This window comes from Streptomyces sp. NPDC059037, from assembly GCF_042740015.1.
In the GTDB taxonomy this organism is placed as follows: domain Bacteria; phylum Actinomycetota; class Actinomycetes; order Streptomycetales; family Streptomycetaceae; genus Streptomyces.
Genome location: NZ_JBHYIG010000078.1, coordinates 1 through 20,639, shown reverse-complemented (window position 1 = coordinate 20,639; position 20,639 = coordinate 1). Strand labels below are relative to the sequence as shown.

General features: G+C 68.4%; 19 protein-coding genes, 1 tRNA gene and 1 pseudogene. 11 read left to right on the top strand and 10 right to left on the bottom strand.

Going from position 1 to position 20,639, the window contains the following annotated elements; genetic code table 11:
• The first annotated feature begins 53 nt into the window (after positions 1-53).
• Together ACFWY6_RS18315 and ACFWY6_RS18310 are read left to right on the top strand one after the other, a co-directional pair.
• Positions 54-581, top strand: coding sequence for an AAA family ATPase (locus ACFWY6_RS18315; RefSeq protein ID WP_384691173.1), 528 nt, complete (start codon positions 54-56; stop codon positions 579-581).
• Positions 582-1,061: 480 nt separating this feature from the next.
• On the top strand, positions 1,062-2,015 hold the full coding sequence (locus ACFWY6_RS18310) for a GNAT family N-acetyltransferase (protein WP_384691170.1): 954 nt from the start codon (positions 1,062-1,064) through the stop codon (positions 2,013-2,015).
• A 68-nt stretch (positions 2,016-2,083) separates the two neighbouring features.
• Here the strand turns inward: ACFWY6_RS18310 and ACFWY6_RS18305 are convergent, their stop codons facing one another.
• From ACFWY6_RS18305 to ACFWY6_RS18295, 3 genes are all read right to left on the bottom strand, one after another.
• Positions 2,084-5,416 carry a S8 family serine peptidase gene (locus ACFWY6_RS18305; RefSeq protein WP_384691167.1) on the bottom strand — a complete coding sequence of 1,111 codons (3,333 nt, stop codon included), beginning with the start codon at positions 5,414-5,416 and terminating at the stop codon, positions 2,084-2,086.
• 255 nt (positions 5,417-5,671) lie between these two features.
• Positions 5,672-5,743, bottom strand: a tRNA-Cys gene (locus ACFWY6_RS18300).
• Positions 5,744-5,834: 91 nt separating this feature from the next.
• Positions 5,835-6,284 (bottom strand): ATP-binding protein, encoded by a 450-nt coding sequence (locus ACFWY6_RS18295; RefSeq protein ID WP_384691164.1) that lies wholly within the window; start codon positions 6,282-6,284, stop codon positions 5,835-5,837.
• 178 nt (positions 6,285-6,462) lie between these two features.
• Here ACFWY6_RS18295 and ACFWY6_RS18290 point away from each other — a divergent pair, with 178 nt between their 5' ends.
• The 8 genes from ACFWY6_RS18290 (at position 6,463) to ACFWY6_RS18255 (ending at position 13,502) form a co-directional block, all read left to right on the top strand.
• Positions 6,463-7,314, top strand: a complete 852-nt coding sequence (locus ACFWY6_RS18290; RefSeq protein WP_384691162.1) for a helix-turn-helix transcriptional regulator — start codon at positions 6,463-6,465, stop codon at positions 7,312-7,314.
• A complete protein-coding gene (locus ACFWY6_RS18285) occupies positions 7,311-7,520 on the top strand; it encodes a DUF397 domain-containing protein (RefSeq protein ID WP_384691159.1) in 210 nt (69 codons plus the stop codon). Before ACFWY6_RS18290 ends, ACFWY6_RS18285 begins: the two co-directional genes overlap by 4 nt.
• 85 nt (positions 7,521-7,605) lie before the next feature.
• Positions 7,606-9,060 (top strand): MFS transporter, encoded by a 1,455-nt coding sequence (locus ACFWY6_RS18280; protein ID WP_384691157.1) that lies wholly within the window; start codon positions 7,606-7,608, stop codon positions 9,058-9,060.
• Between the two features lie 54 nt (positions 9,061-9,114).
• The gene (locus ACFWY6_RS18275) at positions 9,115-9,312 is read left to right on the top strand and encodes an Arc family DNA-binding protein (protein WP_013003224.1); all 198 of its coding nucleotides are present in this window, start codon (positions 9,115-9,117) and stop codon (positions 9,310-9,312) included.
• Positions 9,313-9,696, top strand: coding sequence for a type II toxin-antitoxin system death-on-curing family toxin (locus tag ACFWY6_RS18270; RefSeq protein ID WP_384691154.1), 384 nt, complete (start codon positions 9,313-9,315; stop codon positions 9,694-9,696).
• A 135-nt stretch (positions 9,697-9,831) separates the two neighbouring features.
• Positions 9,832-11,628, top strand: coding sequence for a DEAD/DEAH box helicase (locus ACFWY6_RS18265; protein WP_384691151.1), 1,797 nt, complete (start codon positions 9,832-9,834; stop codon positions 11,626-11,628).
• 312 nt (positions 11,629-11,940) lie between these two features.
• Positions 11,941-12,582 (top strand): IclR family transcriptional regulator, encoded by a 642-nt coding sequence (locus ACFWY6_RS18260; RefSeq protein ID WP_384691148.1) that lies wholly within the window; start codon positions 11,941-11,943, stop codon positions 12,580-12,582.
• A 113-nt stretch (positions 12,583-12,695) separates the two neighbouring features.
• A complete protein-coding gene (locus ACFWY6_RS18255; protein WP_384691145.1) occupies positions 12,696-13,502 on the top strand; it encodes a S16 family serine protease in 807 nt (268 codons plus the stop codon).
• Between the two features lie 152 nt (positions 13,503-13,654).
• On the opposite strand, the gene ACFWY6_RS18250 is transcribed toward ACFWY6_RS18255, so the two are convergent.
• From ACFWY6_RS18250 to ACFWY6_RS18220, 7 genes and pseudogenes are all read right to left on the bottom strand, one after another.
• The gene (locus ACFWY6_RS18250) at positions 13,655-14,245 is read right to left on the bottom strand and encodes an ArsR/SmtB family transcription factor (protein WP_384691143.1); all 591 of its coding nucleotides are present in this window, start codon (positions 14,243-14,245) and stop codon (positions 13,655-13,657) included.
• Positions 14,246-14,321: 76 nt separating this feature from the next.
• A complete protein-coding gene (locus tag ACFWY6_RS18245) occupies positions 14,322-14,459 on the bottom strand; it encodes a hypothetical protein (protein ID WP_384691140.1) in 138 nt (45 codons plus the stop codon).
• 52 nt (positions 14,460-14,511) lie between these two features.
• Positions 14,512-15,480, bottom strand: a complete 969-nt coding sequence (locus ACFWY6_RS18240) for a glycine betaine ABC transporter substrate-binding protein (RefSeq protein ID WP_384691138.1) — start codon at positions 15,478-15,480, stop codon at positions 14,512-14,514.
• On the bottom strand, positions 15,477-16,361 hold the full coding sequence (locus tag ACFWY6_RS18235) for an ABC transporter permease (protein WP_384691203.1): 885 nt from the start codon (positions 16,359-16,361) through the stop codon (positions 15,477-15,479). Before ACFWY6_RS18235 ends, ACFWY6_RS18240 begins: the two co-directional genes overlap by 4 nt.
• A 38-nt stretch (positions 16,362-16,399) precedes the next feature.
• Positions 16,400-17,671, bottom strand: a pseudogene (locus tag ACFWY6_RS18230) (ABC transporter ATP-binding protein).
• Positions 17,664-18,311 carry an ABC transporter permease gene (locus tag ACFWY6_RS18225; RefSeq protein ID WP_384691200.1) on the bottom strand — a complete coding sequence of 216 codons (648 nt, stop codon included), beginning with the start codon at positions 18,309-18,311 and terminating at the stop codon, positions 17,664-17,666. The pseudogene ACFWY6_RS18230 and the gene ACFWY6_RS18225 overlap by 8 nt, the downstream one beginning before the upstream one ends.
• Before the next feature lie 103 nt (positions 18,312-18,414).
• Complete coding sequence (locus tag ACFWY6_RS18220; RefSeq protein WP_266869774.1) at positions 18,415-18,885, bottom strand: Lrp/AsnC family transcriptional regulator; 471 nt, start codon at positions 18,883-18,885, stop codon at positions 18,415-18,417.
• Between the two features lie 134 nt (positions 18,886-19,019).
• On the opposite strand from ACFWY6_RS18220, the gene hppD reads away from it, so the two are divergent.
• Entirely contained in the window at positions 19,020-20,189 is a 1,170-nt protein-coding gene (gene hppD / locus ACFWY6_RS18215) for a 4-hydroxyphenylpyruvate dioxygenase (RefSeq protein WP_384691135.1), read from the top strand.
• Positions 20,190-20,639: the final 450 nt, after the last annotated feature.

The following is a 20,639-nucleotide window of genomic DNA, read 5'->3' as shown; positions in this document are numbered from 1 at the left end:
CTGCTTCTCCGTCTCCTTCTCCGTCTCCGTCTGCTTCTCCGTCTCCTTCGGCTTTGGCGGGCGGTGTCGTCGTCATTACCGGGATCATGGCGTCCGGTAAGTCCACGGTGGCGCAGGCGTTGGCTGAGCGGTTGCCGCGGGCGGCGCATGTGCGGGGGGATGTTTTCCGCCGGATGATCGTGTCGGGTGGTCAGGAGTATGAGCCCGGTGCGTCGGGGGAGGCTGAGGCTCAGCTTCGGCTGCGGTATCGGTTGTCGGCTTCGACCGCGGATGCGTATGCGGGTGCGGGGTTCGTCGCGGTTGTCCAGGACGTCATTCTGGGCGAGGAGTTGAAGGCGTACGTGGAGTTGTTGCGTACGCGGCCTGTGTACGTTGTCGTGCTCGCTCCGAGGCCTGAGGTGGTGGCCGCGCGGGAGGCCGGGCGTGGGAAGACGGGGTACGGGGCGTGGACGGTTGAGGATCTGGATGCGGGGCTGCGGGGTGGGACCCCGCGGGTCGGGTTGTGGCTGGACAGCTCTGATCTGACGGTTGATGAGACGGTGGACGCGGTTCTGGCGGGGCTTGAGAGGGCTCGGCTCTGACCAGCCTTTGCTGGGCCGGTGGTGGTGTTCTTGCCGGGGCCGCCCGGTTGTCCCGAGGTTGGCGGTTCCGGGCCGGGTGTAAAGGGCGCTCCTTCGTCGCGTCGGCTGCGCCGATTCCGCTTCGCTTCACCCTTGACACCCGTCCCTCCACCGCGAGAAGCGAATTGACCGGGCGGCCACGAAGCGGGGCTCACGGGGACGGGTGCGTGGGGCGTCCGGCTTGTCTGCCGGGTGCCGACTAGTTCGTAGCAGGCGCCGGGCGGTGGAAAGGGTGCGCAGCCGGTTCGGGGATGGGTGCCGGTCTCGTCAAGCGTCTGGCGGCCGGATCTTCCGGGGTGGCCGTCATGCGTCGCGGTGGGGGTGGGGGACCTACTTTGGGAAAGTTGTGTTCTGGCACAAGGGGGGCGCACGTGTTGTGTAACGCGCGCCCGGGGGAAAGTCCGTTGCGGGGTGGGGGATGGGCGGCGGAGAGTGAGGGGCGTGAGTACCCCCATTGCGCTGCCGGCGGGGCTGACTGTGCGGTCGGCCACGTATGACGATGCCGTGAACGTGTGCGCTCTGCTCAATGAGATCGATCTGTTGGAGATCGGGCGTGCTGAGACTGAACTGGTTGATATTCAGGCCGATTTGAAGCATCCGGACACTGATCTGAAGCGGGACTCGTGGGTGGTGTTCGACGGGGAGCGTCTGGTCGCGTACGGGCTGATGTGGGATGAGTCCGGTGGTGAGCGGGTTGATGTCGATCACTATTCGTTGCCCGATCATCCGCAAGGTGCCCTGTATCTGCTCGATCTGATGCAGGCGCGGGCCGTTGAGCAGGCCGCTGCCAATGGGGCGGCGCAGGCCGTGGTCCATATGACTCTCAGCGTCAACCCGACTTTGGACCTGCAGGCCTTGCGTGGACGGGGCTGGCGCGTGGTCCGGCGTTACCACGTGATGGATCGGCCTCTGTCCGTCTCGGCCGATCGGCCGGTGACGCCGCCGCCCGGTGTCACGTTGCGGCCCTGCCTGACTGAAGCGGACCGGCGCCGTGCACACGCACTGGTCCAGGAGTCCTTCGCCGAGCACTTCGACTTCCAGCCGAGGACGTATGCGCAGTGGCTGGACGACCTTGACGCCGAGCGGGTCGACTGGGCGTTGATCTGGATCGCCCATGTGGAGGGGCTGGGGGACGCGGCGGTCATGCGTACGCACAATGACCGGGCGTCGATGGCCTGGATCGGTCATCTCGGTGTTCTGCGCGAGGCCCGGGGGTGTGGGCTTGGCAGCTTGCTGCTGCGTCACGCCTTTGGGTACTACGCCGCGTTGGGGCGTGAGCGGATCGGTCTCGGTGTGGACACCGACAACAGCAGCGGGGCGCTCGCCCTGTACGAGCGGCATGGCATGCGGCTTGACTTCGCCGCCGATACTTGGGAGTTGGTTTGTTCGGTTTGACGGCAGCACGTCACGCCCGGCGTCTTCCTTCGGGCGTGACGTGCTGCCTGCCTAGGGCTGGTTGCTTGCTACTTGCCGAAGTACGCGTCGTAGATCGACAGCGTTGACTTGTTGCCCTGCTTGTCCGTGAGGTTCGCGCGGAGCGAGATGGACTTTCCTGCGGCCGGGTTCTTGACGGTGATCTCTCCTTCTGTGACCGGGGTCGTCTTCTTCCATGTCCGGCCTGCGTCGTAAGAGGCGTACACCGTGAGGGACTTGAGGTTCCCCGGGGCTGCGGCCGGACCCTGTACCTTCACCGGGATCGACTGCCTCGCGCCCGCCGGGGCCGTGCTCGCCAGGCTCAGCTTCGGGGTGAAGCGGACCGTGGATGCCGGGAGTTGTGCGTTCTCTGCCCGTGCGGAGCGGAACGTCCAGCTCGCGTCCACGCGTGATGTCACCCGCGACAGCTTCGTGCTGCGCTTCATGGACGTCGTCAGCTTGTATTCCGCCTCACCGGCGGGGACCTTGAAGGGCCTGCTGCCGGTCACCGGATCCTCGTTCTCGGCGATCTTCGTGCCGTTGCGGTACAGCGTCGACTTCCCCGCCGAGTAGGGGGTCCAGCCCGAGCGGCCCGTGCCGTCCGCGACCAGGGGGATGTCGGCGCCCAGTTCGTCGCCCTTGCGGGAGATGCCCTTGTCGACGTTGAGAGCGGGGCCGAAGACGCCGGTGTTGAAGGTCTCCTGGTAGGTCTTGCCCGCCTTGAAGGTCTTCGGCGGGCGAAGCCTCCAGAGGCCTTCCCACGTCGGGTTGCCGTCCTCGTCCTTCTCGCCGTACTGCTCGAAGTCGATGGCCCACTTCGTCGCTCCGAGCGCGGACAGGTGCAGCGTCCTGGTGCGCGGCAGCTTCTGCTCCGGCAAGTCCTGCACGGTGCCGTGCGACCCCGGGACGTAGCCGAAGGGGGACAGCGAACCCTTCCGGCCGGGGGACGACGCGCCCATGCCGACCTTCACCGTGGCGAAGTCGGCGGGCGTGAGGCGCTTGGTGTAGCCGGTCGCCAGCTTCTTGACCTTGCCGCCGAGGAACATCTCGTACTGAGTGTCCGCGCCCTTCGTCCACGTCCCGAGCCACTGCTGGCTGAGGCCGTCCGGGACCTCAGGGCCGAGGTGCGCGGTGCGCAGGCTCTTGAAGGAATCGGTCTCGGGGGCCAAACCGTAGCCCTCGTACCAATAGCGGGTTCTGACGGAGATCTGCTTGGCGCCGGGGACCGCGAGCTTGATGTCGACCGGCTTCGCCTTGCGGGCGTCCAGCGTCACCGTCATGTCCTTGTCGACGGTCAGCTTCGGCCGGACCAGCCAGTCCGTGCCCTTGGCGGTGTTGTCCGGGTCGACGAAGACCGACCAGTCCAGGAGGTAACTGCCGTTCGCCACACGCACCTTGGCCGTCCCGGACTTGTTGTACGGGGAGAGGCTCAAGCCCTTGTCGCCTCCGGTGATGCCCGCGAACAGCGTCCCGTAGTGCGGCGCGGGCTTCCCGTCGCGGCCGATCGTCTTGATCGTCACTTCGTGCCGCTCGATCTCACGGTCGACCACGGCCGCCGTGCGGACTGTCTGGCCCGCGCCGGTCGCCACGACGTACGCCGAGTACGTCCCGTCGGCCGTGCCGCCGAGCTTCGTGTCTGCGGTCAGGTCGACCGCCGCCGTGCCGCCCGCGGGGACCTTCACGGTCTTCGCGCCCAGCTTGAAGAAGCCGGTCGGTGCCGGGTCGCCCTTGGGGTTCGTGGTCTGCACGGTGAGGTCCAGGGTGATGGCCTCGCTGCCCAGGTTCCTGTACGTCACCTTCTTGGTGACCGGTTTGTCGTCGGTGTGCGGCCACTGCTGGGTGCCGTAGTTGAGGGACCCGGGCTTGGCGACGATGGTTTGCTTCATGGCCCTGTCGACGGCTATGCGTCCCGAACCCTGCTGGTACGGCGTGTACTTGTGGCCGCCGTCCTTTGTGGATGCGGTGAGTGCGCCCTTCAGTTCGGCGTGCTTCCAGTTCGGGTGCTGCTGCTTCAGCAGGGCGGCCGCCCCTGCCACGTGCGGGGTTGCCATCGACGTACCGGAGATCGTCAGATAGCCGTCGGGCTTCTGGCCGACCTCCTGGTCGATGATGCTGCCGGGGGCGGCGGCCGCGGTGATGTCCACGCCGGGGGCCGTCACGTCGGGCTTGATGGCGCCGTCGCCGACGCGCGGGCCCTGGCTGGAGAAGTCCGCCAGCTTGCCGTTGTCGTCGACCGCGCCGACGGTGAGGGCCGCGTCCGCGCTGGCGGGCGAGCCGACGCTGCGGGGATACCCGTCGTTGCCCGCAGCGATCGCGAAGAGGATGCCCTTGTCCTTGGAGAGCTTGTTCACGGTGGCTTCCAGCGGGTCGACACCGGCCTCGTCGTCGCCGCCGAGGCTGAGGTTGACGATGTCGGCGCCCTGGGCTGCCGCCCACTCCATGCCCGCGATGACCTCGGAGTCCGAGCCGGCGCCGGTGTCGTCGAGGACCTTGCCGTTGAGGAGCTTGGCACCGGGCGCCACGCCCTTGAGCTTGCCGCCGGACTTGGCGCCCGTGCCCGCGGCGGTGGACGCGACGTGTGTGCCGTGGCCGATGCGGTCCTTGGTGTCGGGCGAGGTCGTGAAGTTCTTCTTGGCGGCCACCTGGCCCTTGAGGTCCGGGTGGGTTGCGTCGACGCCGGTGTCCAGGACGGCGATCTTGACGCCCTTGCCGTCGAAGCCGGCCTCCCACGCCTTGGGGGCGCCGATCTGCGGCACGCTCTTGTCGAGGCTCGCCCTGCGGGTGCCGTCCAGCCAGATCCGCTCGATGCCGGACGCGGTGGAGGTGGTGGAGGCGCCCCGCTTGGCGGTGAGGGCCTTCCACAGGTCGGCCGCGTCCTGCTTCGGGGTCGTGATGGCGTCGGCGTTCAGGGTTTTCAGGGTCCGGCGTACGGTCGTGTCACCGGCGGCCCGCAGATCGGACCGGGGCCCGGCGGCGGCGCCCGTGTAGTCGACGATCAGCTTGAGCCCCTTCTGCTGGGCCCTGCGGTTGTCCTTCTTGCTCAACTCGGTGATGTCGAAAAGGCGTTGGTCGAGCTTCCCGGTGGTGATCAGACGCTGCGCGTCGGCCGGGATCACCAGCGTGTGGCCCGTCGGCGTACGAAGCGTCCGTACGGGCATGCGCTCGCGTCCCGCGGCCGGTTCGATCGCGGTGACGCGGCGCTTGGCGTCGACGGCCACGCGGTCGCCGGTGATGAGGGTGATGCGGTGCCTGGCGGTGGCGGGTGTGCCTGCCTCGCCCTGTGCTGCCGTTGCTGTTGCCGCACGCTCGCGGTCGCGATCCGCCTTCGCCGATGCCGGGCCGGTCATGCCCGCGGCGAGGGCCACGGCGGTGGCCGCGGCCATGGCGGCCGTGCACGCTCTCTTCGCGTGAATACGCAATTCTCCCCCTGGAGTCGAGGTGCCCATTGGTGTGGCAGAACTGTCTCCGGAGTATGTGGAGGAATACGAGGGCCAGCTCAACTTCGTTACTGGAACGAGTAGTTGGAGTTACATGTTCGTGTGGTTCCCATGAGAAATTGAGAGATGCTTCACGGGAACCCGGCACAATGAACGCAATGAAAAAGAGGTGACCCCAAAGGGGGTCACCTCTTCATTCAGAGGCCGTGGCGGGAATCGAACCCACGTAACTCGCTTTGCAGGCGAGTCCCTAAACCACTCGGGCACACGGCCAAGTCGCTGCCTTGACCCCTTGAACGTAGCCGTGGCCGTCGGCGCTGCTCAACGGATCAGCTACGGCTGCAATGGGACTGCCATATGGCGTTCATGAATGGGGGCTGGGCGGGGTGGTTCCGATTTCCGCCCAGATTGTCTTGCAGGGGGCCGGGCGTAGATCCGTACCCCACCGGTCGGACAGCGCTGCGACCAGGAGCAGCCCTCTGCCCGACTCGGCCTCCGGGGAGGGTGGTTGGGGTTCGGCCGGTGGGTGGCGGTCCGCTCGTGCGTCGGTCACCTCGATACGGAGCGTGGCCGTCTCGGTGAGCGTGAGTGCCAGTCGGAAGCTTCTGCCGGGTACGTGGCCGTGCAGTTCGGCGTTGCTCGCCAGCTCGGCGACGATCTGCTCCGCCGTCTCGAACGGCAGGCCCCATGCGCGGAGTTGCTCGCCCGCCAGCAGCCGTGCCAGGCGGGCGCCTCTGCGCGTGGCGGAGAGCAGGATCGTGAACTGGCGTACGGGGGTCTGGGTCGTCCGGGTCCGGACGGATTCCTGATTCACGTCACTCAGCGTGGCCGTGTGTGCGTACCGTGAATAGCGGTGCGGGCTGTGCGTACCGCGTTTGTCCGGTGCTTGTCCCGGGTTGTCCCGGCTGTCCCGGGTGACGTCTGGGTACGAGTGCGCGTTGGGCTTGGACGGCACGTCGGAGGTGGGCGCGGTGGACGTTGGGCGTGGTGGCGTGGAGCGTAACGACGGGGCGGATGAGCCTGGTTGGGACGTCGACCCTGAGGACGAGATCAGTGCGGTGGTCGAGATGGCGGGTCACCATCTGAAGCTGCGGAGGGAGGCTGCGGGTCTTCGGGTGGCCGAGTTCGGGGAGGCCATCGGGTACGGGGAGGACCTGATCCGGAAGATCGAGCGCGGGGCGCGGATTCCTCGTCCCGAGTATCTGGACAAGGTGGACGAGGTGTTGGGGGCGGGTGGGCTTGTCTCCGCGATGAAGAAGGAGATGCGGGAGGCCCGGTACCCGAAGAAGGTGCGGGACCTGGCGAAGCTGGAGGCGCAGGCGGTCGAGATCGGGTTGTACAGCAACCACAACATCCATGGGCTGCTGCAAACGGAGGAGCACATGCGGGCGCTGTTCGAGATGCGGCAGCCTGCCTTCTCGCAAGATGAATTGGAGCGAGGAGTGGCCGCGCGCATGGGCAGGCAGGCGATCTTCGAGCGTTCGCCCGCGCCGTCCCTCCACTTCGTCCAGGAAGAGGCGACGCTGCGACGCACCATCGGAGGGAGAATGGTGCTGCGGCGACAGCTTGAACACCTTGCGGAAGTAGCCCAGTTGCGGAGTGTCACCTTCCAGGTGATGCCGCTCGACTGTGAGAGCCATGCCGGAATGGGAGGCCTGATCGAAGTGTTGAAATTCCGTGACGGCACAGCGGTCGGGCGGTCCGAGGGGGCGTTCGGCAGCCACCCTGTCACCGACCCGAAGCAGCTCAGGATCCTTGAGTTGCGCTATGGGATGATCCGGGCTCAGGCTCTCAGGCCACGGGAGTCGCTGGCCTTCATCGAGCAAGTGCTGGGGGAGACATGATCCGCAAGGCTTCTGCCGGGGACGCCTCGGGGCTGGAGTGGCGTAAGAGCAGCTTCAGCAGCAGCAGTGAGACGGACGACTGCGTAGAGGTAGCCACCACCCCCACCGCCATCCACCTCCGCGACTCCAAGAACCCCCAGGGCCCCCAACTCGCCTTCGCCCCAGCCGCATGGGCCGACTTCGTGACGTACGCATCCGGGAGCTGAGCGCGGAGGCGTAAGACCAACGGACCAGTAGGGCAGCGACTCCAGACAGGGGTCAACGGTAGCTATGGCCCTTACGCTGGCCAGCATGACCGCTCTGGAACACGGTGACACCGATGTCACTCCCGACGCGCCGATATCGCCGCCCGAGGGGTCCGAGGGCGGAGGGGTGCTGCGCAAGCCCTATCGCGCGCTCAGCTTCGGCATCGTCTCCGTCGTTCTGCTCATCGCCTTCGAGGCGACCGCCGTCGGGACCGCCATGCCGGTCGCCGCCCGTGAGTTGGACGGGGTGTCGCTGTATGCCTTCGCCTTCTCCGCCTACTTCACCACCAGTCTCTTCGGCATGGTGCTTGCCGGGCAGTGGGCCGATCGGCGTGGGCCGCTCGGGCCGCTTGCCGGCGGGATCGCCGCCTTCGCCGCGGGGCTGCTGCTCGCCGGGACCGCCGGGGCCATGTGGATGTTCATCCTCGGGCGGGCCGTGCAGGGGCTTGGGGGTGGGCTCGTCATTGTTGCGCTGTATGTCGTTGTGAGTCGGGCCTATCCGGAGCATCTGCGGGCGTCCATCCTCGCTGCGTTCGCGGCCAGTTGGGTCGTGCCGTCCGTCGTCGGGCCGCTGGTCTCCGGGACCGTCACCGAGCACCTGGGGTGGCGCTGGGTCTTCGTCGGGATCCCTGTGCTCGTCGTCGGGCCGCTCGCGCTCGCGCTGCCCGCCATCCGGCGCACCGCCTCCGGGCCCGTCGACCCCACCGCCCCCGTAGAGGCCTTCGACCGGCGGCGCATCCGGCTCGCCCTGGGGATCTCGCTGGGGGCGGGGCTTCTTCAGTACGCGGGTCAGGATCTGCGCTGGCTGTCGCTGCTCCCTGCGGCGGTCGGTGCCGCCGTACTCGTCCCGGCCGTGCTCGGGCTGCTGCCCCGCGGGACCTACCGGGCCGTGCGCGGGCTGCCCTCCGTCGTGCTGCTGCGTGGCATCGCCGCGGGGTCCTTCATCGCCGCCGAGTCCTTCGTGCCGCTGATGCTGGTCACCGAGCGGGGGCTCAGCCCGACCATGGCCGGGCTCTCGCTGGCGGTGGGCGGTGCCACCTGGGCGCTCGGGTCGTACGTACAGTCGCGGCCGCGTATGGAGCCGCACCGGAGCAAGCTGATGGTGGTGGGGATGGTGCTTGTCGCCTCCGCCATCGTCGCCGCGCCCAGCGTGCTGATCCATGCCGTGCCCGTGTGGATCGTCGCCGTCGCCTGGGCCTTCGGCTGCTTCGGCATGGGCATGGTCATCGCATCGACCAGCGTGCTGCTGCTCAGGCTCTCGGCGCCGCAGGACGCGGGCGCCAACTCCGCCGCCCTGCAGATCTCCGACGGCCTCTCCAACGCCCTGCTGCTCGCCGCCGGAGGGGCCGCCTTCGCCGCGCTCGGCGGCGGAATGGTGGGCGCGGGGCACGGCGTGGGCGAGGCGGGCGGGTCCCATCCGGCGGCCTTCGTCGCCGTCTTCCTGCCGATGGCGGCAGTCGCCCTGGTGGGGGCGTGGGTGGGGACGCGGCTGCGGGAGTGATCGGCCTAAGTGGTACCACTATGACCCCATCGGCAGTACCATTCCGGTATGGCTATGAACCTTCGTCTGCGCGACGACCAGCAGGAGGCGCTCAAGCTGCGTGCCGAGGAGGAGGGGCGCAGCATGCACGCCATAGTGCTTCAGGCGATCGACCGCTATCTGGAGCAGGAGGCGGACCGCGCGACTGTCCGCCGCCTGGGGGCCAAGTACGCGGCGGGCCACGCCGACCTGCTGCGGAGGCTGGGGGAGTAGATGAAGTACCTCACGGTTCAGGAGGTCCTGGACCTGGCGGAGTTCGCCTGCGGGGAGCAGGAGATCGCCGTACGTGATCTGGGGCTGCTCAGCTCGGCCGTCCACCGTCCCCAGTCACAGATGTTCGGCATCGAGGCGTACACGGACCTCTTCGAGAAGGCCGCCGCGCTGCTCCAGTCGCTTGCTGTGCACCGCCCCTTGGTCGACGGCAACAAGCGGATGGCGTGGATGAGTACCGTCGTGTTCCTGGACTTCAACGGCGCTGACATGGTCGACGTGGACCAGGACGAGACGTACAAGCTGGTCATCGAGGTGGCCAGTGGCGGCCTGGACGACGTGGGGCTGATCTCCCGGCGGCTGCGAGGGCTGCACGAGGCCATGTGACCCCTGTCGCACCCGGGGCTGACGCGATGCCGTCAACCCCGGGAAGCGGCAGGGGCACCGGTAGGGTGGCCCGGTTGTCGTACGTACTTCTCGTACGCGCTTGTCGTCCGTACCCGAGCGTCAAAACCGGAGACCGTGACTACCACCGCCGCCAACTCCGCCTCCCACCACCTCTCCCCGGCCTTCCCCGGCCGCGCCCCCTGGGGCACCGCCAACAAGCTGCGTGCCTGGCAGCAGGGTGCGATGGAGCGGTATCTGCAGGAGCAGCCGCGTGACTTCCTCGCCGTCGCGACGCCCGGCGCCGGCAAGACGACCTTCGCGCTGACGCTCGCCTCCTGGCTGCTTCACCACCATGTCGTGCAGCAGGTCACCGTGGTCGCGCCGACCGAGCACCTGAAGAAGCAGTGGGCGGAGGCCGCGGCCCGCGTAGGGATCAAGCTGGACCCGGAGTACAGCGCGGGCCCGCTCAGCAAGGAGTACCACGGCGTCGCGATCACGTACGCGGGTGTGGGCGTGCGGCCCATGCTGCACCGGAACCGTGCCGAGCAGCGCAAGACCCTCGTCATCCTCGACGAGATCCACCACGCGGGGGACAGCAAATCCTGGGGTGAGGCCTGCCTTGAGGCGTTCGAGCCCGCCACGCGGCGCCTGGCGCTGACCGGTACTCCGTTCAGGTCCGACACCAATCCGATCCCCTTCGTCACGTACGAGGAAGGGAACGACGGCATCCGGCGGTCCTCCGCCGATTACACGTACGGATACGGGAGTGCCCTCGGCGACGGGGTCGTGCGGCCCGTCATCTTCCTCTCCTACTCCGGCAACATGCGGTGGCGGACGAAGGCGGGAGACGAGATCGCCGCGCGGCTCGGCGAGCCGATGACGAAGGACGCGATCTCGCAGGCCTGGCGCACCGCCCTCGACGCGCGCGGTGAGTGGATGCCGAACGTGCTCAAGGCCGCCGACCAGCGGCTCACCGAGGTCAGGAAGGCCATCCCGGACGCGGGCGGGCTCGTGATCGCGTCCGACCAGGACTCCGCGCGTTCCTACGCCAAGCTGATCCGGGAGATCACCGGGACGAAGGCGACGGTCGTCCTCTCCGACGACACGGGCGCCTCGAAGCGGATCGACGACTTCAGTGCCGGGAACGACCGGTGGATGGTCGCGGTCCGGATGGTGTCGGAAGGCGTCGACGTCCCGCGTCTCGCGGTGGGTGTGTATGCCACCACGATCTCCACTCCGCTCTTCTTCGCGCAGGCCGTGGGGCGTTTCGTGCGCTCACGGCGGCGCGGCGAGACGGCGTCCGTCTTCCTGCCCACCGTCCCCGACCTGCTCGGCTTCGCCAATGAGATGGAGGTCGAGCGCGACCACGCGCTCGACAAGCCGAAGAAGGAGGGGGAAGAGGACCCCTACGCCGAGTCCGAGAAGGAGATGGACGAGGCGAACAAGGAGCAGGACGAGGACACGGGGGAGCAGGAGCAGTTCTCCTTCGAGGCGCTCGAGTCCGACGCCGTCTTCGACCGGGTGCTTTTCGACGGCGCCGAATTCGGCATGCAGGCCCACCCTGGGAGCGAGGAGGAGCAGGACTATCTCGGCATCCCCGGCCTCCTCGAACCCGACCAGGTGCAGATGCTGCTCCAGAAGCGGCAGGCCCGGCAGATCGCGCACAGCAAGAAGCGGCCGGACGAGGAGGCGGATCTTCTTGAACTCCCGGCCGAGCGGCGGCCCGTGGTCTCCCACAAGGAGCTGCTCGAACTGCGCAAGCAGCTGAACACGATGGTCGGCGCGTACGTCCATCAGAGCGGCAAGCCGCACGGCGTGATCCACACGGAGCTCCGCCGCACCTGCGGCGGCCCGCCGAGCGCGGAGGCGACGGCGGGACAGCTGCGGCAGCGCATCGCCAAGGTCGGGGAGTGGGCCACGCGGATGCGCTGAGGCCGGCGCGCGGGCCCGCCACGGAAGGGTGTGTTCCGTGTGGAGAGGTGGTGCACACCACACTGCCCGCGCTCCGCGTAATGGGGCAATGAGGGGCGCAGCTCCCATCGCGGTGCCCGGATTCTGGACGGAGTCTTCCGCTGAGCGGGACGGCCTCGCTACTGTCCCCGCAACGTAAACGCCCCGTGGCAGCGCCGCCGCGGAGCGCAGCCGGAGTTCCGACCGGCGGCCTCTGACGCGCGTCGCCCACGGGACCGGCGACGCAACCGCCGCGTAAAGGGGCCGTCGACTCTCACCTAAGGAGTGGGCGTCGTGACCGCGGAGACTTCCCAGACGCTCGACCGAGGACTGCGTGTCCTCAAGCTGTTGGCCGATACCGATCATGGACTCACCGTCACCGAGCTGTCCAACAAGCTCGGTGTGAACCGCACCGTGGTGTACCGGCTGCTCGCCACCCTGGAGCAGCACGCGCTGGTCCGCAGGGACCTGGGTGGCCGGGCCAGGGTGGGCCTCGGGGTGCTCAGGCTGGGCCGCCAGGTGCATCCGCTGGTGCGGGAGGCCGCGCTGCCCGCGTTGCGCTCGCTCGCCGAGGACATAGGTGCCACCGCGCACCTGACGCTGGTGGACGGCACGGAGGCCCTGGCCGTCGCCGTGGTCGAGCCGACCTGGACGGATTACCACGTGGCCTACCGGACGGGCTTCCGGCACCCCCTCGACCGGGGCGCCGCGGGGCGGGCCATCCTCGCCGCCCGGCAGGGGTCGGGCTCCGATCCGGGCTATGCGCTGACCCATGGCGAGCTGGAGGCCGGCGCGAGCGGGGCTGCCGCCCCGCTGGTGGGTGTGACCGGCATAGAGGGGAGCGTCGGCGTCGTCATGCTGGCGGACTCCGTGCCGGAGCGGGTGGGGCCGCGGGTGGTGGACGCGGCCAGGGAGGTGGCGGACGCCTTGCGCTGAGGCCGCGCGGGCGAGCGGGCCCCTCTTGGGCGCCGTCGATCACCGGCTTCGCCGAGTTCGTCCTCAATCGCCGGACGGGCTTGTCTGTTCCTCCGCACGTTAGATTGATCCCCGTGTTCTCCCTCTCCAGCCTCTCGCGCCCCAAGGCCCTCGGCGTCTGCGCCGTCCCCGTGGTCGCCCTGCTCGCCGTCGCGGGCCTGGCGCCGCTGCCGTTCGCCGTGGCCCAGCCGGGGTCGACGGCGAACGTACTCGGGGAGAGCGAGGGCAAGCGGGTCATCACGATCACCGGCGCCCCCACCCGGGAGCCCAAGGGGCAGCTGCGGATGACGACGATCGTCGCCACGGGCCCCGAGACCGACGTCAGCCTCGGCGACGTGGTGGACGGCTGGTTCCGTACGGACCGGTCCGTGATGCCGAAGGACTCGGTCTACCCCACCGGCGACGACGTGAAGGAAGTCGAGAAGCACAACCTCGGCGACATGAAGAAGTCGCAGGACACCGCCACGCGGGCCGCGCTCGCCTATCTCGACGAGAGCGGCGTGGACGGCACGGACAAGGTGGAGGTCGACGTCGACCTCGGCAAGATCGGCGGCCCCAGCGCGGGCCTCTTCCTCTCCCTCGGCATCATCGACCTCATCGACGGCAACGGCAGCGGCGGCGACCTCACCGGTGGCCGCGACATCGCGGGCACCGGCACGATCTCCGCCGACGGCAAGGTCGGCCCGGTCGGCGGTGTCTCGATGAAGACGCAGGCCGCGAGGCGCGACGGCGCCACCGTCTTCCTGGTCCCGAAGGACGAGTGCGCGGACGCGGAGGCGGAGAAGCCGGAGGGGCTTCAGCTGATTCCGGTCACGACGCTTGAGGGCACGATCGAGTCCCTGCGGGCCCTTGATAAGGGCGGGAAAGTTCCGAGCTGTTGACGAGCCAGAGGCCCAACTCGACCATGCGCCAGCCGAGTTGAGTACGCAGTTGGGGTCGGGACTTCCGTAAGGGTGCCGCTCCGTGGAGTTCGGCGGCGCGGGCGTGGTGCATCAGGAGATGGATGTCTGCGTGCATCGCTTGCGGAGCCCTCTCAGTCTGGTCGTCGCGTCGGGAAGACGTGGGTGTGGATGCGTACGAGTTCGGCCTTCGGGTCGTCATCCGCGGGAGCCGATTCGCGGTAGCTCTCGATCAGTTGATGGACCTTCGCGTCCAGCTCGCTCGCCAGCGCCGGGGTGAGTCGCAGGGTGTGGTCACTGATGTCCGCGCTGGACTGCCACTCCTCGGACCACTCATGGCTCGTGCCGACCCAGGTGGAAAGCCCCTCGGCGTGAAAGGCCGCGACGTGCTGCATGTAGAGCGCTGCCGCCCCGCGCACCACCGGGTCCGCGTCGCGGGCGAGCCTGTCGTTGAACACGGTGGTTTCGTGCGCCGCCCGCCACCACCGCTCCCGCCCCTTGCCGTGCTCGGGGGCGTCCTCGACGAAGCCGTGTGCCGCGAGCTGGCGCAGGTGATAGCTGGTCGCGCCGCTCGACTCTCCGAACCTGGCCGCGAGTTGGGAGGCGGTGGCCGGGCCGTCGATGCGCAACGAGCCGAGCAGCCGCATCCGCAAGGGGTGCGCGATGCCCCGCAGGGAGCGGGCGTCGAGCGTACGGACCTTCCGGCCTTCGGGTTGCTCCGTCATGCCGATGAGCGTAGACATGCAAAGACTCCGTTGCAACGGTTTCTCTGCAACGGAGTCTTTGCATGTCTGAATCTGCCTACTCGGGCACCCTGTCCCGCGCGAATGCCTCCCGCAGCGCGTCGGCGATCACCATGTTGACGCAGACGCCTCTGCGTGCAGCCCGCAACTCGGCTTCCTGGAACAGGTCTTCGGGGAGATCTACCGTGATTCTCATGCAGCCCACCGTAGGTCCGGTGCACCCTGACGGGGGAGGCTGAATTCGAGTGTCACTCCTTGACGAACCCCTCCTCGATCAGCCAGTCCTTCGCCACCTCATGCGGATCCTGCCCATCCACATCCACCTTGGAGTTCAGGTCCCGCGCCACCGTGTTGTTCAGCTTCTTCGTGATGGGCGCCAGGACCTCCGCGATCTCGGGGTGTTCCTTCAGCGCCTTGCTGTTGATCTCCGGTGCCGCGTTGTAGTTGGGGAAGAAGTGCTTGTCGTCCTCCATCGGCGTCAGGTTCATCGCCTTGATGCGGCCGTCGGTGGTGAAGACCTCGCCGTACGTGCACGTCCCCTTGGCGGCCTGGGTGTAGATGATCCCGGTGTCCATCTTGGTGATGTTGGAGTTCGGGATGCTCATCCCGTACGCCTTCTGCATGCCCGGCAGACCGTCCTCGCGCGAGGCGAACTCGCTCTCCACGCACAGCGTGACCGCCTTCGGGTCCGACTCGGCGAGGTCGGCCACGTCGGACAGGGTCTTCGTCTTGTACTTGGCCCTGTTCTTCTGGTTCATGGCCAGGGCGTAGGTGTTGTTCAGCGTGGACGGCGCCAGCCAGGTGATGCCGTTCTTCAGGTCCGCGTCGCGCACCGCCTGCCACTGCTGCTGCGGGTCGTCGATCGGCTCGGAGTTGCCCTGGTACGTGATCCAAGCGGTGCCCGTGTACTCGTACATGCCGTCCGCGTCACCGTTCTTGATGGCCTCCCGGGCACCGATCGAGCCCTGGATGCCCGTCCGGTCGAGGACATCCGCGCCGGCCGCCTCGAAGGCGATGCCCATGATCGCGCCGAGGATCAGCTGCTCCGTGAACTCCTTGGAGGTGACGGTGAGATCGGCGCCCTTCAGGGGGAGCCCCTTGCCGATCGTGCCCGGCTTGACGTCGTCCACCATGGGGCTGCCGCTGGTGAGCCCGCAGCTGACCAGCAGGGCCCCGCCCAGCATGCCGATCGCCGCCGTACGCAACGTAACCCTCATGACCCCGCCTCAAGACCGCGCGGACGAAGCACCAGTTCGGCCAGGGACGCCAGCCAGTCCACCAGCAGCGCGAGCGAGATCGTCAGGATCGAGCCGAGCACGAGCACCGGCATCCGCTGCGTGGTGATGCCGGTGGTGATCAGGTCGCCGAGACCGCCGCCACCGCCGAACGTGGCGAGTGTCGCCGTGCCGACGTTCAGGACCAGCGCGGTGCGCACACCCGCGAGGATCAGCGGTACGGCCAGCGGGAGTTCGACCTTGCCGAGGACGCCCCACGCCGACATGCCGATGCCGCGCGCGGCCTCCATCAAGGTCGGGTCATTGGCGTTCAGGCCCGCGATCGTGTTGGACAGGACCGGAAGCACGGCGTAGATGATGATGCCGATCAGGGCGGCCTTCTCGCCGATGCCGATCCAGATCACCAGGAGGGCCAGGAGACCGATCGCCGGGGTCGCCTGGCCGACGTTGGCGACGGCCATGGCGACGGGCGCCGCCTTGCGCAGCTTCTTGCGGGTCAGCAGGATGCCCAGCGGGATCGCGATGATCAGCACGAAGAAGGTGGAGATCGCCGTCAGTTGGATGTGCTGGCGGAGTCTGAGCCAGACATTGCCGTCAGCCAGGGCGTTCGTGGCGATCGAGTCGAGCTCGGCCTGCTCGAACCACCACCAGGTGAGGAGCAGGATCACCGCGATCACCGCAGGGAGAAAGGTGAGCTTCTGCCAGCCGATCCGCCGCGCCTTGCCCGTGTCCGACGGGGGCGCCGGCTCCGGCTCGCCCTCTCCGGAGTCGCGGAAGGGGTGGCCCTTGACGTCGTGCTCGCCCTCGGGCCGGTCATCGTCGGCGCCGTTGCCGTTGCCGTTGCCGTTGCCGGGGGACGGCATGTGCTCGGGGATCCGGGGGTTGCTCCCGGGGATGCCGCTCACGCCTTCGTCTCCCCTCCGTCGCCCTCCTGCTCGTGGTGGGTCAACAGGGCGCGCTGTTCCTCCAGTTCGTGCTGGTGCTCCACGGCGTCGAGCCGGTCGGCCTCCAGCATTTCGTGGACGGAGTTCATCAGGGTCTCCATGTCCACCACACCCGTGTACTCGCCGCGCCGCCCGGTGACCGCGACCCGCCCCGCGTTGTCCGTGAGCACCGCTTCCAGCGCGTCGCGCAGGGTGGCGTCACGGGTGACGGTGTCGTGCACGAGGGTGCCCGCGCGGGCCAGCGAGCCCTTGGCCCGCATCAGGTCGCCGCGCCGCAGCCACTTGTAGGGGCGGCGGCGCGTGTCGAGCATCAGCACTTCGGTGGGGGCCCGGGCCCGCAGCATGTGCTAGATAGTAAGCAGCGGGGCGTAGGACGGCCACGTCGCGAAGTCCGCGATCTCCACATCGCGTACGCGGGTGAGGTTGAGCCGCTTCAAAGCCGCGCCCGCGCCCACGAAGCCCGACACGAAGTCGTCGGCGGGGTTGGTGAGGATGGCCTCCGGGGTGTCGAACTGCGCGATGTGCGAGCGCTCCCGCAGAACCGCGATGCGGTCGCCCAGTTTGATCGCCTCGTCGAAGTCGTGCGTGACGAAGACGATCGTCTTGTGCAGCTCGTGCTGGAGCCGGATCAGCTCGTCCTGGAGGTGGTCGCGGGTGATCGGGTCGACGGCGCCGAACGGCTCGTCCATCAGCAGCACCGGCGGATCGGCCGCCAACGCCCTTGCCACACCCACACGTTGCTGCTGACCACCGGAGAGCTGGCGCGGATAGCGGTGGTGGAACTCGGCGGGGTCGAGCCCGACCAGGTCGAGCATCTCCTCGATCCGGTCCTTGATCCGCGACTTCCCCCAGCCGATCATCTTCGGTACGAGCGCGATGTTCTGAGCCACCGTCATGTGCGGGAAGAGCCCGGACGACTGGATCGCGTACCCGACCTTGCGGCGCAGCTTCACCGGGTCGATGTCGGTGACGTCCTCGCCGTTGATGCGGATACGGCCGCTGGTCGGCTCGATGAGCCGGTTGATCATCTTCAGCGTGGTCGACTTACCGCAGCCCGACGGGCCGACGAAGATGACGATCTCGCCGGCCTTGATCTCCATGCTCACGCTGTCCACGGCGGGGTCGCTGCTGCCCGGATAGCGCTTGGTGAGGTTCTCCAACTCGATCGTCGCGCCGGTCGTGGCGGCCGGGGCCGCGGTGTCCTCGGCGGTCGCGGTGGTGTCAGACACGGATACCCCTCGGGATCGTCAGCCGGCCGATCAGGACGTACGCGGCATCGAAGAGCAGCGCCAGGACGATGATCCCGAGCGTGCCCGCGAGCACCTGGTTGAGCGCGTTCTTGCTGCCGAGCGAGCCGATGCCGCGGAAGATCTCATTGCCGAGGCCGGGGCCCGACGCGTACGCGGCGATGGCGGCGATGCCCATCAGCATCTGCGTCGACACACGGATGCCGGTGAGGATCGGCGGCCAGGCGAGCGGCAGTTCCACCCGCACCAGGCGGGTGATCCGCGACATCCCGATGCCCTTCGCGGCATCGACGAGGGAGGGGTCGACACCGCGCAGGCCGACGATGGAGTTCCGCACGATCGGAAGCAGCCCGTACAGGGTCAGCGCGATGACGGTCGGCGCGACACCGAGCCCGACGATCGGGATCAGCAGACCGATCATGGCGAGCGACGGGACGGTCAGAATGGTGGAGGTGGCGGTCGTGGCCAGATTGCCCGCCCACTCGCTGCGGTACGTGACGATGCCGATCAGTACGCCGATGACGGTCGCCACGACCATGCACTGGAACACCGCGCTCGCGTGCTGGTACGCGTCCGTCAGCAATTGCTGGTGGCGGTTGCTGACGTACTCCCAGAAGTTCACTGAACTGCTCACCTCACCCAGGCGCGGTTCAGACGGCACCGGGAGGCTCCCGGCGCCCGCGTGCTGCGTACGACGCTCGCTGTTCGATCCCTACCTACCCGCGTCAGGCATCACCTGACGCCTGTTCGACCAGCGGGATGATCCGCAGCGGAACAGGGTTTTCCATGACGATCGCCGTGGAAGCCCGGACGATGCCATCAAAACCCACCACCCGGTCGATCACACGTTGGAGATCCGCGTTCGACCGGGCGACGAGGCGGCACAGCATGTCGCCGTGCCCGGTGATGGTGTGCAGCTCAAGCACCTCCGCGACGGTCGCCAAATGCGCCCGTACATCCGCCCCCTGACCCTGTTTGATCTCCAGCGTGGCGAAGGCCGTGACGGGGTAGCCGAGGGCCGCCGGATCGACGTCCGGGCCGAAGCCGCGGATGACTCCGTTCGACTGAAGGCGGTCCATCCGGGCCTGTACGGTGCCGCGCGCGACGCCGAGCCGCCGGGACGCCTCAAGGACGCCGATACGGGGCTCGCGGGCGAGCAGCACGATGAGCCTGCCGTCCAGATGATCGATCGCCATGGTCGCCTCTGTCTCCCCTGCGGTGGTGGTCATCATGTACAGATAGCCCCGCCATACTGGCCTGCAGCTGGTCAGATTGCCCAGCAAAAACACGAACTATTGCGCACCTTGCGATACGGCGGGAGCCTGCGGATATGGCAGCTACCGCGAACACCCAGCCCACGTCGGCCACCTCTGGCACCCCCAACACCGCGCGCGAGGCAGATCCCTTCCCGGTCAAGGGAATGGACGCGGTCGTCTTCGCCGTGGGCAACGCCAAGCAGGCGGCCCACTACTACTCGACGGCCTTCGGCATGAAACTCGTGGCGTACTCCGGCCCGGAGACGGGCAGCCGCGAGACCGCTTCGTACGTGCTCAGTAACGGCGCCGCCCGGTTCGTCCTCACCTCCGTCATCAAGGCGTCGACGGACTGGGGCCACTTCCTGGAGAGCCATGTCGCCGAGCACGGCGATGGCGTCGTCGACCTCGCCATCGAGGTGCCGGACGCTCGGGCGGCGTACGCGTACGCCGTCGAGCACGGGGCGCGCGGGATCACCGAGCCGTACGAGCTCAAGGACGAGAACGGCACGGTGGTGCTCGCCGCCATCGCGACGTACGGCAAGACCCGCCACACGCTGGTGGAGCGCACCGGCTACGACGGCCCCTATCTGCCCGGCTTCTCGCCCGCATCGCCGATCGTCGAGCCGCCGGCCAAGCGGACCTTCCAGGCGATCGACCACTGCGTCGGCAACGTCGAACTCGGCAAGATGAACGAGTGGGTCGCCTTCTACAACAAGGTCATGGGCTTCACGAACATGAAGGAGTTCGTGGGCGACGACATCGCGACGGAGTACAGCGCGCTGATGTCAAAGGTGGTCGCGGACGGCACCCTGAAGGTGAAGTTCCCGATCAACGAACCGGCCATCGCCAAGAAGAAGTCCCAGATCGACGAGTACCTGGAGTTCTACGGCGGCGCGGGCGTCCAGCACATCGCGCTCGCCACGAACGACATCGTGGAGACGGTACGCACCATGCGCGCGGCCGGGGTCCAGTTCCTGGACACCCCGGACTCCTACTACGACACCCTCGGCGAGTGGGCGGGCGAGACCCGCGTCCCCGTGGAAACCCTCCGCGAGCTGAAGATCCTGGTCGACCGCGACGAGGACGGCTACTTGCTGCAGATCTTCACCAAGCCGGTCCAGGACCGCCCGACGGTCTTCTTCGAGATGATCGAACGCCACGGCTCGATGGGCTTCGGCAAGGGCAACTTCAAGGCCCTGTTCGAGGCGATCGAGCGGGAGCAGGAGAAGCGGGGCAATCTGTAGCGGTACGGATCACCCTCCGGGCGCGGCGAGCGGGGTACCGGCCCCGCCGCTGCGCTTCCCGCTGCCCGGGGGTGGGCCTGCTCCCGCCCGTGCCGGCGGTGGCTCGCGGTGTCCCCGTGGTCCCGGCGCTTCGCGCGGGATCTCCCACCCGCCCGCCCGTTTGCCGGTGGGCGGGCTTGCTCCCGCCGGTGCCGGCGGTGGCTCGCGGCGTGCCCGTGGTCCCGGCGCTTCGCGCGGGGTCTCCCACCCACCCGCCCGTTTGCCGGTGGGCGGGCTTGCTCCCGCCGGTGCCGGCGGTGGCTCGCGGTGTCCCCGTGGTCCCGGCGCTTCGCGCGGGGTCTCCCACCCACCCGCCCGTTTGCCGGTGGGTGGGCCTGCTCCCGCCGGTGCCGGCGGTGGCTCGCGGTGTCCCCGTGGTCCCGGCGCTTCGCGCGGGATCTCCCACCCACC

Bases quoted from the DNA above. Each gene is read 5' to 3' on its own strand.
- hppD (WP_384691135.1), top strand. From the start codon at position 19,020: ATGGCAGCTACCGCGAACACCCAGCCCACGTCGGCCACCTCTGGCACC.
- ACFWY6_RS18245 (WP_384691140.1), bottom strand. From the start codon at position 14,459: ATGAGAATCACGGTAGATCTCCCCGAAGACCTGTTCCAGGAAGCCGAG.
- ACFWY6_RS18220 (WP_266869774.1), bottom strand. From the start codon at position 18,885: ATGGCGATCGATCATCTGGACGGCAGGCTCATCGTGCTGCTCGCCCGC.
- ACFWY6_RS18250 (WP_384691143.1), bottom strand. From the start codon at position 14,245: ATGACGGAGCAACCCGAAGGCCGGAAGGTCCGTACGCTCGACGCCCGC.
- ACFWY6_RS18305 (WP_384691167.1), bottom strand. From the start codon at position 5,416: ATGGCCGCGGCCACCGCCGTGGCCCTCGCCGCGGGCATGACCGGCCCG.
- ACFWY6_RS18280 (WP_384691157.1), top strand. From the start codon at position 7,606: ATGACCGCTCTGGAACACGGTGACACCGATGTCACTCCCGACGCGCCG.
- ACFWY6_RS18275 (WP_013003224.1), top strand. From the start codon at position 9,115: ATGAACCTTCGTCTGCGCGACGACCAGCAGGAGGCGCTCAAGCTGCGT.
- ACFWY6_RS18285 (WP_384691159.1), top strand. From the start codon at position 7,311: ATGATCCGCAAGGCTTCTGCCGGGGACGCCTCGGGGCTGGAGTGGCGT.
- ACFWY6_RS18270 (WP_384691154.1), top strand. From the start codon at position 9,313: ATGAAGTACCTCACGGTTCAGGAGGTCCTGGACCTGGCGGAGTTCGCC.
- ACFWY6_RS18240 (WP_384691138.1), bottom strand. From the start codon at position 15,480: ATGAGGGTTACGTTGCGTACGGCGGCGATCGGCATGCTGGGCGGGGCC.
- ACFWY6_RS18235 (WP_384691203.1), bottom strand. From the start codon at position 16,361: ATGCCGTCCCCCGGCAACGGCAACGGCAACGGCAACGGCGCCGACGAT.